A 16067-nucleotide genomic window follows, 5' to 3' on the forward strand; every position below is an offset into this window, starting at 1 on the left:
TTTGTGTTCGCTTTGCTAAAAATCGATAAACGTTAAGCTCTTTCAATAGCTGAACCTATTCTACTTCTCAATCCACTGGCGTATTTTTTCACGCTCTGCTGGCGTTGCTTGTAACCAAAGTTGCATAAACTGATCTAAAGTACTGGTAGAGGCAGCAGCGCTTGTCGTTTGCTGAACTGTGGTCACAGCACCTGTATTGACAGTGCTGGCAGTAGGTTGACCTAACGCAGCAATGGCACGCTGGTTTTGTAGCTCAGCATCATTTGCGCCGCCAAATACACCACCCAATGTTTTACCCAAACCTGATAGCAAACCACCTTGGCTGCCTTCCAAAGCTTGCTGACTGGCAACTACCGTATTATTCTGTTGCACCGCTAGGGTTGGACGCTTGGCATACTCTCTTGCTGCTTCATATTTTTCTGGCTGATTTGGCATAACGAGACGATAGGTCTGATTATCTTTTAATTCTGCCGTCACACTCACATTACCCGAGCGCAAATAATCGTGCTCATCACGGCGCAAGTTATATAAACGATCATATTTAGCGGTAATCGCATGCTGACCAGGCTCTAAGGTAAACGACTTCGTCAGCGGCTGAAACGGGCTTTGCTGGATTTCTTGCCCATTGATAGCGGTCACTTTGATATGGTCATCAACAAGCAAGGTCACTGCCGCGTGCGATAACATCGATACTGAGCCTGCAGCAATTAATAAGGAGCCAACAGTCAGTTTTTTTAGCAAAGAAGCGTTTGGTTTCATAAGTTATTCCAAGGATAGTAAAGTAGCGGTATAAAGGGCGTGTCTATGAACATTAAAAACTAATTATTAAAAGCTAAAGGTCAAAAAACGAAAGGTTAAAAGTCGAGCGGCATGGTATGTTGATCTTGATTAGCGACCTCATTGTCACCTTGCGTTTCTTGGGCGATATCAGCAAGCTCGGCGGCGAGCGTCTGCTCATCAATCGTGCGCAGCGCATCGCTAATGACCGCTTTGGATATATTACTACGACCAAGGTTAGAAAACATCGGCTGAATGTAATTTAGGACGTCCATCATAGCGCCGATACGATGCGGCCCTTCGGTGAGTAAATGATTGATAATACGCTCATCAAACTGCCAACCGCGGCGGCGTAAGATAGATTGTAGCAAAGCTTGACGGTCTGCCAAATCATGACCGGTTGGCACTTTAAAGCTTGGTGACTGCGCCAAACGGGTGAGGAGATCTGTTAACTGAAACGGTAATTCGGTCGCAGGTTTGTTGGAGGCAAAAATCAGCTGCCGTTGTCCTTCTCGGCTACGATTAATTAGGTGAAATAAGGCTTCTTGCCATTGGCTGCTTTGCTCAAGCACTTCTAAATCATCAATCGCAATCAAGGAAAAATTTTCTAAAGAAGATAGAACATTGACATCGGTATGAATCAGCTCATTTAATGACAGACAAATCGCGGATTTGTCCATCTCGATAAACGACTCACAGATGGCGGATAATAAGTGCGACTTGCCCGTCTCTGGGCTGCCAAATAGGTACAGCTGACCTATCAGGCCGACATGTAGCTGCCGCACTGCATCGATAATAGACATCCAACCTGGACCGGCAAAGTCGCTGAGACTCGCATCATGCTTAATGTCCAGATTGAGACTTAGCTGTGCTTCTGCCATGAATCATCAACTCGGTTTGCGTAGCGCAATCACTAAAAAGGCTAAACGACTAATATTCTGTAAACTGGCTTTGCTAACTTTCACATTTAGCAAAGCCAACCTAATAACGGTAAATACCGTTAATACTGCGCCTATATATAACATATTTGCAAAATGACTGACAAGTCTTTTACCCATTAAGCCCAATCTATCATTATTCATAGAATGTCTGGGCGATTTATTTTTCTTCAAATAACGCCAATTGTTTACGGCCTTTATAAAAGTCAGTGGATCGATAATAGGCGTACAAATGACGGAATAAGACGTTGAGGACAGCGGATACCGGTAGCGCAATCAGCATACCGACGAAGCCAAGTAAACTCGCCCCTGCCAATACGGCAAATATAACCCATAACGGCGATAAACCGATTTTGTCGCCCAACAATAACGGTTGTAAAATATAACCCTCTGCCGCTTGTCCGACCAAAAACGCACCAACTACTAAGGCTAGATAAGTCCAATCCAGACCAAATTGGAATAAAGAGGCGATAATCGCGGCGATAAAACCGATACCAAAGCCCAAATACGGCACGAAGCTTGCGATACCAGCCACCATACCAATAATCAAACCAAGCTCAAGCCCGATAAGCTGGAGCTGTACGGCATAAATGACGCCCAATAATACCATGACCAATAACTGACCTTTAATAAATGCCATCAAGGCTTGATCGCATTCTTTAGCAATGGCAATCACCTTTTTACAATAAGGCGCCGGAATTGCCATCTTCCAAGTATGCAGACGTTGATCCCAATTAAATAGGAAATAAAAGGTTAAAATCGGCACCAGTACAATCAAGCCAGCGTTGTTAATAAAATTCATACTAGAGGCCAAAATTTGGCTCATCATGCTGCTGGCATCAGCGAACTTATAATTGGTCTGCATATAATCAACCAAGGTATCAGAAAAGCCTTTGGATTCTAATTCTGGCAGACGAATACGGCTGTTATTGATAAACCACTCACGCACGACTTGGTTATACCAATTTAATACTTTGGGCAGATATTCCCACGCCGCTTGCAGTTGATGCCATAAAGTCGGTATTAACCACCAAAGCAGCAGCACCATACCAAGCGTAATCGTCGAATAAACAATAATAATCGCCATCCAGCGCTTGATATATTTTGATAAACGCTTGACCAGCGGATTAAACAAATACGCCAACACAAAAGCCACGACAAACGGCACGATGACCGGCATCATCAAATACAATAAAAATACCGCTATAACAATCGCAACGACGATAAATAAGCGCCGAAAAAAGGGATCTATTGGTTGGTTTATCATTAAGGGTAACCCTACGATTAAGTCAATGTAAAATACTGGCATCTGATGATTTATTCACTGAAATATGTCTTCAGCAACTTTATATTTGTCATGGTCATTAGCAGCGTCATCGTCTTAGGTTTTGCCAACGACTTTGGCGTTCTATTATCGCAGAGTCGAACAAAAAATCAGTCATTTTTTGTTTCTTAATTTTTTATTGCACCTAAGACAGCTTTATTAGCTCTCTTCTGCAAATATCCGCCAAATATTGGCAAGTTGCTTTGCGGCTAAGGGTCATTTTTGGGTATAATGCGCGCACTATCTGCAAAATTAACACGACCGATCCGCTTTTCTACTGACAGACCTTCATTCCTTATAAATTTGTGAGATGACCATGAGTAACAAGCCTTCTTTAAGCTACAAAGATGCTGGCGTTGATATTGATGCCGGCGATGCGTTGGTGCAACGTATTAAATCAGTGGCAAAAGCCACCTCTCGTCCTGAGGTTGTGGGCGGACTTGGCGGTTTTGGGGCGCTTTGTCGTATTCCGACTGGTTATACCTCACCGTTGTTGGTTTCGGGCACTGACGGTGTCGGTACCAAGCTCAAATTGGCATTACAATTAAACCGTCATGACACCATCGGTATCGACTTGGTCGCTATGTGCGTCAATGATTTATTGGTTTGCGGTGCTGAGCCATTGTTTTTCTTAGACTATTATGCAACGGGCAAGCTTGATGTCGATGTGGCAGCAACTGTTGTCACGGGCATTGGCGAAGGCTGTAAATTATCGAATTGCGCGCTTATCGGCGGCGAAACCGCTGAGATGCCGGGCATGTATCAAGATGATGATTATGACCTAGCAGGTTTCTGCGTCGGCGTAGTCGAAGAAGCGGAAGTCATTACTGGCGAAAACGTCAGCGAGGGCGATGTATTGATTGCCCTTGCTTCAAGCGGCGCGCATTCTAATGGCTACTCATTGGTACGTAAAGTCATCGAAGTCAGCGGCGTTGATGTCACGACAAGCGATGAGCAATTAGATGGTCAGCCTATTCAGGATGCACTGATGGCACCGACACGTATTTATGTTAAAGCCATTAAAGCCTTGCAAGTTAGCCTTGGTAGCTCAGCCCTACACGCCATGTCACATATTACTGGTGGCGGCTTAACCGATAACCTGCCGCGTGTACTACCAGATAATTTAGCTGCTAGTATTGATACGAGCAGCTGGCAGTTCTCAGAGCTATTTACGTGGCTACAAACCCAAGGCAATATCGAGCAAAGCGAGATGTACCGTACCTTTAACTGCGGCGTCGGTTTTGTCATCGTTGTGCCTAAAGACAAAGCAGAAGCGGCTATCAAGACCTTAAATGATGCAGGCGAAAACGCTTGGAAATTGGGTGAAATGGTGAGCCGTGAAGCGGTCGCCGTGGTGTACCGTTAATGCCAGACGACAATTTAAAAAGCATGGCAAAGCAATCAGCTAAGCCGTTACGCGTCGCTGTTTTGGTATCGGGTAGCGGTAGCAACCTGCAAGTGTTGATCAATGCCGCGCAAGCTGGCGCGCTACCGATTGAAATCGTTGGCGTTATCAGTAATCGCGAAGATGCTTATGCCATTACACGCGCCAATGACGCTGCAATTCCCGTTGCTGTCTTATCTCACGTTGCTAGTGGCAAACGCATGGGTATCAAAACCTTTGAAACCCATGCTAATGCTCAATTAACCACTTGGCAGCCTGATGTGATTGTGCTTGCAGGATTTATGCGCGTGTTAAGCGCCTCATTTATCGATAATGCGCCTGCGCCCATGATTAACCTGCACCCTGCTCTATTGCCTGCTTATAAGGGCCTAGATACCCATCAGCGTGCGATACAAGCGGGCGAACGCCATCATGGCTGTAGTATTCATGTGGTCACCGCCGAGCTTGATGCCGGTGCGGTGTTGACCCAAGCGCTGCTTGAAGTCAATTACAAAGACACTGCGGATAGCCTGCAAGCACGCGTACAAAAAGGTGAGCATCAACTCTTACCGTGGACCCTATTACTGATTGCTAAGGGCATTATTGACTTAGATAATCCGCCTGAGGATACTAAATCATCTTATCTACCGGCTTTACCGCTAAAGCTATGGTTAGATGTTTAAGCTTTTCTAATAAACTAAAAAGCAGAATCCGTAATGGGTTCTGCTTTTTTTATGCTTAAGTCAAAGGTAATATATAATATAGTGAGTGAAAAGTAATATCGTTACATCACGCACTGCTGATATCATAGCGTTTTTAGGTTATTTTGACTATATAGCAAAAAAATACCTCGTTACTGAATAACGAGGCATTTCAAATGATAAATCTAAAGCAGTTCAATCATTAAGCAGGCTTTTTATCAACCACATGTACTGCTTTAATATTGACAAACTCTTTAATACCAAAGCCACCATGTTCACGGCCATAGCCTGAATCCTTCACGCCGCCGAATGGTAAACCAGGATTGACCAAGTTATAGCCATTGATATAAACCATCCCCGTATCGAAATGCTTCTGAGCTAGATTAATTGCTTTTTCTTCATCTTTTGAGAATATAGCACCGCCGAGTCCATAGCGACTATCATTGGCAATACGGAAAGCATCGTCTTGGTCTTTCGCACGAATAAGCGCGGCAACGGGACCAAATAACTCATCTTTATAAGCAGGTTGATCTGGTTTGATGTTCTCTAAAATCGTTGGTGGGTAAAATGCGCCTGGCTTATCAGGTACTTCACCGCCGATCGTAATGGTCGCGCCTTTATCTACGCTTTCTTGCACTTGCTTGTGCAAGGTATCGCGCTGTTTGCTACTCGACATCGGACCTACGTCAGTTGACTTTTCCATTGGATCGCCAACTTTATAGCTGTTGAATTTTTCGATCACCAAATCTCGGAATTTATCATACACGCTATCGACGACGACAAAACGTTTGGCGGCAATACAGGTTTCGCCATTATTATATAAACGTGCATGGGCGCAAGTTGCTGCTGCTAGATCTAAGTCGGCATCCTCTAACACAATAAAGGCATCATTCGAGCCAAGTTCCATGACCGTCTTTTTCAGTACTTTGGCCGCTTGCTGCGCCACTACTCGGCCAGCGACATCACTACCCGTTAAGGTAACACCGCGTACTTTTTCGTGCTGGATCACTTTTTCAGATTGATCATGATCGATAATCAAGGCACGGAATAAGCCTTCTGGTAAGTCAGATTCTTGCATGATTTTTTCAATCAATTGACCTGAGCCAGTCACGTTGGATGCGTGCTTAAGCAGGATACTGTTACCGGCCATCAAGTTAGCAATGGTATAGCGGAATACTTGGTAGGCTGGGAAGTTCCACGGCTGGATACCATAAATAATACCGATAGGGTCATAGCTGATTAGACCTTTTTTAATGCCTTCGATATCGCGTTCGTCGTCAGCTAGAGCAGCAACGCCTTCACCCGCGGTAAAATCACAAATCGCTTTACATAAATCTACTTCAGCTAAGCTTGCCTCTAAGGTCTTACCACGCTCTTCAGTCATTAGCTTCGCAAGCTCGTCCTTATACTTCATTAGCGTCTCGCCAATCGAGTTAATGACTTTGGCGCGCTCATCGGCACTAACCAAACGCCATTTTGAAAACGCTGCGTGCGAGGCATCGATGATTTTGTTCACTTCATCATCGCTCATATAAGTGTAATTTTTAATGTCTTTACCTGTTGCTGGGTTCACAGTGGTAATATCTGCCATGATAATTGTCCTTATTTATTTGCTTATTATGTAATGGATACTTATTAAACGAGCCATGATGACTAAGAAATACTCTATCGTTAAGTGTGCCGATATTATCGAATCACTTAACAATGCTCGCTTTAGTTGTCTTTTTTCTTAATGTCCATTTAGCATAACAAAATGCACCAGCGGTAGTTTTACAAGTTATGAAGAAGTGTGCGTAAGATGTTAATAGTGTGACGCCATTATAAAAACTGATTTTATTTTAAGAAATTAAATTTAAAGAACCTTTTGATTCAAAGAGCTTCTTAATTTAAAAACCTTGATATAAAAATGGAGGCAATAAAAAAACCAGCCCATGATACATGCGCTGGTTTTTAAAAGTTGTGCTAAAACAAATGGTTAATAACGGGAATTTCTGGCGGCGGATTCTCTTCTTCGGCAACCACTTGTCGCGCCACATGCATAATTAGTTGACGTAACCAACGATGCGCTGGGTGATGCTGTAACAGTGGTGACCACGCCATCGTCAGCTCAAACTCAGGGATAAAAAACGGCGGCTCTTCCATAATGATGCTGTCATTATTGGCCTGCATTCTCGCAACCCGCGTCGGCAAAGTCGCAATTAAGTCTTTATTGGCGGCAAGCATCGCTGGCATTTGATAGTGACGGGTAAAGACGCTGATTTGGCGCTTCTGTCCTAGGCGTTGCAGCGCCTGATCGATAGAACCAAGCCCGCCCGATTTTTCTGGATTGACCCCAAAGCCAACGCCCATACCTGTTTTGGACACCCAAACATGCTGCGCTTTGAGATAGTTTTTTAAATTAAAACGATTGGCATACGGCCCTTCAGCGGATAACAGACAGCTAAATGTATCGCGCCAAACCAATACTTGGTGGAAACTTTGCGGAATCTCATTAAAACGGTTAATCGCTAAATCCACGCGCCCTTGCTCCATATCGCGATAAGATACATCAGATGGCGTCAAGAAATCCAAAATCACATTTGGCGCTTCAGAACGTAGCGCTTTGACCAGTTTTGGCACCAAAGTGGCCTCAGCATAATCTGAGGTCATGATACGAAAAACCCGCGAGGTACTATAAGGACGAAACTCAGTACGCGGCTCAAGCACTTGCGTCAAATCTGCTAATATCTCACGAATACGCGGCTGCAGCTCAAGCGCGCGCTCGGTCGGCGTCATGCCTTCCGATGAGCGCACCAATAACGGGTCATTAAACAACTTACGTAGGCGCCGCAAAATATTACTCATCGCTGGCTGGGTAATGCCGAGCTGCTCAGCTGCACGTGTGACGTTTTTTTCACGCAGTAGTACATCTAAATGTACCAACAAATTCAAATCAACCCGCTGCAAATTCATATCTATTTCTCTTTACCGTAGAATAAATGCCACCATAAGCTTAAAAAAGCGTGGCATCTTCCATTCTATTATTTTACAAAATTGTTTTGCGACTGCTTAAATCAAGCGTTTTCCTATCTAAATAATTTTAATATACGCTTATTATACTCCAGTTTACCCTGCTCAAGCCATTGTTATATCTATACTATAACCAAATGAAATACCCAAGATAATAATCATAAACTAGATAAATCAGGGTAACCTAGCTATAGTGCTTAGCAAGCGCTGATAAGTCATTTTTAAATCTTATGCCATCAGCACGGCTTTTAACGAATCAATGATGCCTGCTATTTTATCGCATTTTTATACTAAAAGATGGATAGAAAATTTATTGCGTAAGCCCTATTATGCAAGCCGTTTTTTTATAAATTTGGCGTTTTGCTCGCGGCAGTTTTTAGGCTTGAATTGATGCTATATACGCTCTAGGGTAATAAGTGGTTTAACTGGCAAGCACATCTTAACTAAAACAGCGTCAATTAAATCTAAAAAATAAAAGCTGACCAATAAGACAGGTTTTATTTGCTTTTATAATCATTTTCTTATAGTTTAGTAAAGATTGCTCAGGCAAAAGGTTTATATCCCAAACTTTACTTTTGCCAATGTATTTCTTTCCAAGAATCATTATTTTATCGGCAACACTTATCTGCATATTTTTACTTGAGTAATTTACATCCCCTTTAATCCCCACCCCACCAAGGAGACTATAGATGTCAACTGCATATAAATCAGCGATTGATCTAGTACGTGAACTAAAGCAAAAGCACGGTAACTGGCAGAATATCAGCGAGACTGATGCCGCACGTATGATGATGCAAAACCGTTTCAAAACTGGTTTAGATATCGCCAAGTATACTGCAAAAATCATGCGTCAAGACATGGAAGATTATGACAATGATACGTCTCAGTACACGCAATCTCTAGGTGCATGGCATGGTTTCGTTGCTCAGCAAACCATGTACGCTAAGAAAAAATACTTTGGCACTACCGCTAAAACGTACATCTACCTATCAGGTTGGATGGTTGCTGCCCTACGTTCTGAGTTTGGTCCACTACCTGACCAATCTATGCACGAAAAAACGTCTGTGCCTAAGCTAATCGAAGAAATCTACACCTTCTTACGTCAAGCTGATGCTAAAGTGTTAAACGACTACTTCCGTGAGCTAAACGCTGCAGAAGAAGCGGGTCAAGACACTTCAGCTATCCTAGAAAAAATCGAAAACTTCGATTCGCATGTTGTGCCAATCATTGCTGATATCGATGCAGGTTTCGGTAACGAAGAAGCGACTTACTTGCTAACTAAGCAAATGATCGAAGCCGGTGCTTGTGCTATCCAGGTTGAAAACCAAGTATCTGACGCAAAACAGTGTGGTCACCAAGCCGGTAAAGTAACCGTACCGCATGAAGACTACATCGCAAAAATCAACGCAATTCGTTATGCATTCCTAGAATTGGGTGTTGAAGACGGTGTTATCGTCGCTCGTACTGATAGTGAGGGCGCATCACTCACGCAAAAAATCCCAGTATCAAATGAGCCAGGCGACCTTGCTTCTCAATATATCGACTTCCTAGAAATGGAAGAAGTGACCATCGAAGAAGCAAAAGAAAATGACAGCCTTCTTAAGCACAACGGCAAATTGGTTCGTCCTAAGCGTCTAGCTAACGGTCTATATCAGTTCCGCGAAGAAACCAACATCGACCGCGTCGTACTTGACTGTGTAACCGCTCTAGAAAACGGTGCTGATCTACTATGGATCGAAACACCTACTCCAGACGTAGAACACATCAAAATGATGGTTGACCGTATTAAAGAAGAGCAGCCAAAAGCGAAGCTTGTATACAACAACAGCCCATCGTTCAACTGGACGCTAAACTTCCGTAAGCAAGTTATCGCTCAGTGGGAAGAAGAAGGCAAAGACGTATCAAGCTACAACAAAGACAACTTGATGAGTGCTGATTACGACGGTACTGAGCTTGATGAAGCTGCTGACATCGCTGCGAAGAACTTCCAACGTGACGCATCACGCGAAGCGGGTGTCTTCCATCACCTAATCACGCTACCGACTTACCACACCACTGCACTTAGCGTTCATGAACTTGCTAAAGGCTACTTCGGTGAAGAAGGTATGCTTGCTTATGCAGCTGGCGTCCAACGTAAAGAAATCCGTGAAGGCATCGCTTGTGTTAAACACCAAGCAATGGCGGGTTCTGACCTTGGCGATGATCACAAAGAAATCTTCTCTGGTGAAAACGCCCTTAAAGCTGGTGGTGGCAAAAACACCATGAACCAGTTCTAATAATCGCTCACTTATAGTTATATTTTATAAGTAGCCGTTATAAAAAGCCGTCCTACCTAGTAGGGCGGTTTTTTTTGGCTTTAAATAACTTCCCTGTCTTAAAAGGACAGCGTTATTAAATAGCCATTTTTAGCACATTTAGATGTCTATCGATTGAACTGGGTACACGCCCTAGTATCCGCTAATTAGCCAAAGTAAAACTTTTACTTGTCATTGTTCGATAGCTTTCATACGATGGTAATTATTTAACAGGTATTACTAACCATTCATAACTATAATCGGGAGCCATCATGCAAGAGATAGAGCTGAAGTTTCTAGTACCAGAATCACGCTTAAAAGGTTTGATGCGCCAAGCGAATATTAAATCCTCACAGCTCACGCAGCTGGCCGCGCATTATTATGACACTCCAGATCAGCATCTCGCTAAGGCGGGTATTGGCTTACGTATTCGTCAGGAAGGCGATGCGTGGGTGCAGACCATCAAAGCGGGTGGCGACGGTATTGCAGCGCGTTTAGAGCACAATGCGGTACTAGATACCCAACAAGTCCAAGCTATGTTGGACACAGACACCCTTATGCCTGATTTGAGCATTTATCAAGACACTCCCATCGCCCCTGCTCTAGCGGCGTTTAAACTAACGAAACTGGCTAAAACGCTCACCCGATTATATGTCACCGATGTCAAGCGTGTAACACGATTGCTCACAGATAATAGTGATAAGGACAGCAGCAATCAGATTGAAATGGCATACGACTGCGGAGCAATTATTCACGGTAGCGATGATACTCAGCGCGATAGCATTCAAGAAATCGAGTTTGAGCTGATATCAGGCGATGTAGATTTTTTATTTACGACTGCCAAAAACTGGTGCCAGCGCCATAAACTCTGCTTGTCGACAGTGACCAAAGCCGAGCGCGGTGGCCTATTAATTACGGGGCAACAACATAGCCGAGCGGTTAGCGCCAATCTTAGCGATCTAACTGTCGATAAAGACAGCAGCAGGCCGGCATTTATACGGGCAGTCGTACATAATTGCCTATTGCAAATACTACCCAATAGTAGCGCCATCGTCGCAGGCAGCACTGCTGATGAGCACGTTTTACAATTGCATAACGGCATTCAGCGCCTACGTACCGCGCTTAAGGTATTTAAAGGCTTCTCTGATGAGCTCAATCCTGATTGGGCAATCATCCTTAAACAAACAGCTACTTTACTGGCTGATTATCGCAAGTTTGCTTATCTTGCCAGTCATATCGAACCCTATCTACAAAAGCATGAGGCACCAAGCGTTGATTGGTTGGCAGAACTTGAAGCGGCGAAAATCACTCCTATCGATGCGGTACGTGCCAATGATTTGCAATTGACTTTGCTTGAGCTAATAGCCTTTACCATGAGTGACCCCAACCTTGAACCACAGGCAGATAAACGCGCCGCTCATAAGCTTAGAAAAATATTGGTCAAACGTTATAAAAAATTGCTGAAAGCTGAGAGAAAACTTCATGAAGCTATGAATGCTAACGCGGATAGCACAGATTTAGATAGTGCAAGTTTAGAAAATACGGATTCGCAAAGTCTGCCGGCGCAGGATATAGATTTGCCAGTCAAAAACAAAGACGAAAAACAAGCTCACCTTAAATTATACCGTCAGCTTGAAAAATTGCGCTACGTTAGTGAATTTGCAGCACCCCTAATCAACAATGAAAATTTCAAAAATAAAAAGCTTAGCACTAAAAAGTCTAAAAAGAAAAGTAAGCGCTTCCTAAAGCGTCTCGTAAAAGCACAGCAAGCGCTTAGGCAACAACTTGACACCACTTATTATCAGCAGTGCTATCAATATAAAGCGAGCACAGACTCCAATGCCTTGTACGGCGCAGGCTGGTTAAACGCCTCTTTAATAGATGCACAGAAAAAGACCAAAAAGCACTTAGCTAAGCTTAAATCTGCAGATAAGTTTTGGTAATAATACTGAGACTGGTTTTTTAACATCACGTGTTATTTATATTCGACTTTTACATAATCCAAGAAAAAGACAGCGACTATTAAGTACGCTGTTTTTTTTAAACGCGATATTTTGAAGTAAATACTAATGAGCAACAATGGTCACGGCTACACCCTCGGTCACTTGCTCATATAACTCCAAAATATCCTCATTACGCATCCGTATACAGCCGTGCGAGAGCGGTACGCCCATTGGTTCACTGTCTGGTGTGCCATGAATATAAATATAACGCTGATAGGTATCGCAGCCGCCGTGAGTATTGCTGCCTTTATTCAGTCCCTCTTCAAGACCGCTTAACCATAAAATACGGCTTAATATCCAATCGCGTTCAGGATGCAGTTTACCAAGCTCTGCACTATAGACCTCGCCTGTCGGTTTGCGTCCCACAAATACCGCGTTCATGGGTTCACTGCCGCCAATTTTTGCCGCGATAATGTGCTTACCAAGGGGTGTACAGCCGCTATCTTGCTGGCTGCCAATACCGTTTTTAGCCGTAGATACCGTATAGTGTGTCATTTCTTTATCGTATTTATATAGCGTTAACGTTTGCTGAGCAATGTTAATAACCAGTCGCACATCAGATTTTTCGTTAAACTCTTCGGTAAAGCTTTCATTATTTGTCATAAGGTTTTCCGGCTTTCATAAATCTACAGTGGTTATTATCGACTGCGTTGAGAATAAATGGTGAGCGAAATGTTTGCGTTTTTCTATTATTAAGGGATTGTATCAAGGCTTTTGGCACCGTAATATAGGAGCACACTTTTTGATGCTAGCAGATTATGACGACTATTTCACCGACACGTGTGTCGATGTATGATTTTCTCTATCAAGATACCAAGCCGATGGTGTCATTATTAGCAGACGCGGCTAAGCTGTCATTAACGCAAGCGCGCTTGGCGATGGATGCGAGTTTGCAAGCGATTATCAGCGCCTTACTTGCTTATCAGCAGCATAATGATGGGCAAGCCGTAAGCAAAAAACTGTTTACTCGTACCGCCGTCAAAGAACTACGCCGATATAATTCAATGAATTTTTCGACCATCAATGCGACTTTATATTATCGCCAAGAGGTGGCCGATGCGATTTTTCATGAGAATGCGCGCGTGATTAAAGCCAGCGATTACATTGCTGCGCAGATTGACGCAACATCACCGCAAGTGCAAATACTACTCACCTCTTTATGCGTGATTGTCTTACGTGAACTGGCGATTTTAGCAGAATATAGCCAGCTTGATAATGAGGAGCTGGACAAATGGTTCGCCTTGCAGCCGCAGTTTTTATCCGTCGAGCGGTTTGTGGCCAATAAGCCAACGTCTGCCAAACTGGCTGAATCTAATGAAAATGAAGCAACAACCACTTCTACAGAATCTGGTTTACAACCTGACTTAAAGACAGAAGTAAAAAATACCACAGAACGCACTTTGTTAAGCACAGCGCAGCTCGCTGATACCCCGCCCGCTTTTGATCCTTATTGGCACGAGTTGACGACATTTAAACCTGAAAACCATGAGCCTGTCCAAGACATGCAGCTAGCGACGGGCAATTATTTAAAGGTCATTGGGCGCTCACCTGCGAATGCTCAGCAAGGCAAACATAATGACTTATTGGTGTTTGCCGAAATGTCGGCCATAAGCTTGCCACACCAGCGTTGGCTGTTGCAACTGGCGAAAATTTCAGAAATATATTTGCAGCGTAACCGCCTACGCATCACCTCGGAGCCTGCCAGCGCACCCAAACCGCCTTTGGTAAGCTTAGGTCTAATTGGCGGCAATAACGACAATACGCCGACCACCACCAGCGAAAAGCCGATTGAATACGACGCGCCTATACCGCTTTGGAAAAATCCGGTTATCCTAATCATTATTGCGGTTATTGGCGTACTTGGCGGGCTAGCAGCGCTCAAATATCAAAGCCAAAAATCTGACGGTATCAAATTGGCCACAGAAGAAGTCATCGAGCAAGATCTTATCAAGGAGCGTCAACAGCAAGATGTGGCAATTGTTATGATGGAAGACGATGAAGATGGTGCTAAAGAAACCAAAGAAGCGGCTCAATAAGAATAATTCATAGATAAATTTTGAAGTAGACGAAAATAGTCGAACAACCCTTGAAAAAACAAAAAAAAGGCGCTAACTTATTAGCGCCTTTTTTTATTCATACTTTATTTAGAACAATCTAAAAAGATATGCTTACTTCGATAAATCACGACCACGGCTGGCTTCAATCGCCAAACGTAGACCATTTAAACGGATGAAACCTTCGGCATCTTTTTGATCATAAGCACCGGCATCATCTTCAAAAGTGGCGATTTTTTCATCAAACAATGAATCATCTGACTTACGGCCGACGACGCTAACCGCACCTTTGTATAATTTGACGCGTACGGTACCGTTGACATATTCTTGTGATTTGTCAATCAAGGCTTGTAACATCATACGCTCAGGGCTAAACCAATAGCCGTTATAGATAATTTTAGCGTAACGTGGCATCAGCTCATCTTTTAAATGCGCCGCTTCACGGTCAAGGGTTAATGATTCGATACCGCGGTGGGCTTTTAACATAATGGTACCGGCTGGGGTTTCATAGCAGCCGCGTGATTTCATACCGACATAACGGTTTTCGACGATATCCAAACGGCCAATACCGTGCTTACCGCCAATCTCATTCAGCTTAATCATTACTTCATAAGGCTTAAGCGCTTCGCCATCGATGGCAACGATATCACCTTGTTTGTATTCTAATTCTAGATATTGCGCTTCGTCAGGTGCTTCTTCTGGACTGACTGACCAGCGCCACATATCGTCTTCTGCTTCGGCGTATGGGTCTTCTAAGATGCCGCCTTCATAAGAGATATGCAGTAAGTTGGCATCCATTGAGTACGGAGATTTTTTCTTATTGCCGGCATAATCGATAGCGATATTATGTTCTTCGGCATATTTCATCAAGCTTTCACGGCTTGATAAATCCCACTCACGCCACGGCGCAATGGTGACCACGTCAGGTGATAAAGCAACGGCACCAAGCTCAAAACGTACTTGGTCATTACCTTTACCAGTCGCACCATGACTGATAGCATCAGCGTTATGCTCTTTAGCAATTTCAACCAAACGCTTGGCAATCAAAGGACGCGCGATAGAAGTCCCGAGCAGATACTCGCCTTCGTAAATGGCATTGGCGCGGAACATCGGGAACACATAATCGCGGGCAAACTCTTCACGTAAGTCTTCGATATGGATATGCTTGATACCCATCGCTTCAGCTTTGGCACGCGCCGGCTCAACTTCTTCACCTTGACCGATGTCAGCGGTGAAGGTAATCACTTCTGCATCATAGGTTTCTTGTAGCCATCTGGCGATGATTGAGGTGTCAAGACCGCCGGAATAGGCCAAGACGATTTTATTAATATTTTTTGGATCAAGCTGAGCCATGAATAACTCCTAATATAAGAATTTATTATCGAATACATTTAATGAGAAATAAAAATGCGCAGGATAGGATGAAATAAATAAAAAATAGATTGCCTGCTCAGTGTACATCATATTTACGAGCGGCAAAAGTATCAGCGCCATTCGGTGCTAGGTTTTCACCGAAAATTAGCATGAATGCATACATAGGCGCTGGTTACTTATCAACGAAATCATAACGCTTTTATGTACAG

At 43.5% G+C, this 16067-nt stretch carries 12 protein-coding genes; 5 read left to right on the forward strand and 7 right to left on the reverse strand.

The window, feature by feature from the left end; genetic code table 11:
* Positions 1–60 precede the first annotated feature (60 nt).
* The 3 genes from RAH45_RS10095 to RAH45_RS10105 all read right to left on the reverse strand — a co-directional run bounded on the left by RAH45_RS10095 (position 61) and on the right by RAH45_RS10105 (position 2982).
* The gene (locus tag RAH45_RS10095) at positions 61–759 is read right to left on the reverse strand and encodes a DUF2057 family protein (RefSeq protein WP_068407077.1); all 699 of its coding nucleotides are present in this window, start codon (positions 757–759) and stop codon (positions 61–63) included.
* Positions 760–854: 95 nt separating this feature from the next.
* Complete coding sequence (gene hda, locus RAH45_RS10100; RefSeq protein ID WP_068407080.1) at positions 855–1658, reverse strand: DnaA regulatory inactivator Hda; 804 nt, start codon at positions 1656–1658, stop codon at positions 855–857.
* 217 nt (positions 1659–1875) lie between these two features.
* Entirely contained in the window at positions 1876–2982 is a 1107-nt protein-coding gene (locus tag RAH45_RS10105) for an AI-2E family transporter (protein WP_068407083.1), read from the reverse strand.
* Between the two features lie 373 nt (positions 2983–3355).
* On the opposite strand from RAH45_RS10105, the gene purM reads away from it, so the two are divergent.
* On the forward strand, positions 3356–4405 hold the full coding sequence (gene purM / locus RAH45_RS10110) for a phosphoribosylformylglycinamidine cyclo-ligase (protein ID WP_306495241.1): 1050 nt from the start codon (positions 3356–3358) through the stop codon (positions 4403–4405).
* Positions 4405–5106, forward strand: a complete 702-nt coding sequence (purN, locus tag RAH45_RS10115) for a phosphoribosylglycinamide formyltransferase (RefSeq protein ID WP_306495242.1) — start codon at positions 4405–4407, stop codon at positions 5104–5106. Before purM ends, purN begins: the two co-directional genes overlap by 1 nt.
* A 220-nt stretch (positions 5107–5326) precedes the next feature.
* Here purN and RAH45_RS10120 read toward each other — a convergent pair whose 3' ends face one another.
* Both RAH45_RS10120 and RAH45_RS10125 read right to left on the reverse strand, forming a co-directional pair.
* Positions 5327–6715: an NAD-dependent succinate-semialdehyde dehydrogenase gene (locus RAH45_RS10120; RefSeq protein WP_306495243.1), complete on the reverse strand. Its 1389-nt coding sequence runs from the start codon at positions 6713–6715 to the stop codon at positions 5327–5329.
* A gap of 371 nt (positions 6716–7086) precedes the next feature.
* Positions 7087–8076, reverse strand: a complete 990-nt coding sequence (locus RAH45_RS10125) for a LysR family transcriptional regulator (RefSeq protein ID WP_068407091.1) — start codon at positions 8074–8076, stop codon at positions 7087–7089.
* 746 nt (positions 8077–8822) lie between these two features.
* On the opposite strand from RAH45_RS10125, the gene RAH45_RS10130 reads away from it, so the two are divergent.
* Together RAH45_RS10130 and RAH45_RS10135 are read left to right on the forward strand one after the other, a co-directional pair.
* Complete coding sequence (locus tag RAH45_RS10130) at positions 8823–10409, forward strand: isocitrate lyase (protein WP_068407094.1); 1587 nt, start codon at positions 8823–8825, stop codon at positions 10407–10409.
* Positions 10410–10699: 290 nt separating this feature from the next.
* Positions 10700–12370 (forward strand): CYTH and CHAD domain-containing protein, encoded by a 1671-nt coding sequence (locus RAH45_RS10135; protein WP_306495244.1) that lies wholly within the window; start codon positions 10700–10702, stop codon positions 12368–12370.
* Positions 12371–12493: 123 nt separating this feature from the next.
* Here the strand turns inward: RAH45_RS10135 and RAH45_RS10140 are convergent, their stop codons facing one another.
* The gene (locus RAH45_RS10140) at positions 12494–13033 is read right to left on the reverse strand and encodes a L,D-transpeptidase (RefSeq protein WP_238060282.1); all 540 of its coding nucleotides are present in this window, start codon (positions 13031–13033) and stop codon (positions 12494–12496) included.
* Positions 13034–13188: 155 nt separating this feature from the next.
* Here RAH45_RS10140 and RAH45_RS10145 point away from each other — a divergent pair, with 155 nt between their 5' ends.
* Positions 13189–14466: a hypothetical protein gene (locus RAH45_RS10145; RefSeq protein ID WP_306495245.1), complete on the forward strand. Its 1278-nt coding sequence runs from the start codon at positions 13189–13191 to the stop codon at positions 14464–14466.
* 132 nt (positions 14467–14598) lie between these two features.
* On the opposite strand, the gene RAH45_RS10150 is transcribed toward RAH45_RS10145, so the two are convergent.
* The gene (locus RAH45_RS10150; RefSeq protein ID WP_068407105.1) at positions 14599–15837 is read right to left on the reverse strand and encodes an argininosuccinate synthase; all 1239 of its coding nucleotides are present in this window, start codon (positions 15835–15837) and stop codon (positions 14599–14601) included.
* Between the last annotated feature and the right edge of the window lie 230 nt (positions 15838–16067).

Origin of the sequence: Psychrobacter sp. van23A (genome assembly GCF_030845275.1) — a bacterium.
Taxonomy (GTDB): Bacteria; Pseudomonadota; Gammaproteobacteria; order Pseudomonadales; family Moraxellaceae; genus Psychrobacter; species Psychrobacter faecalis.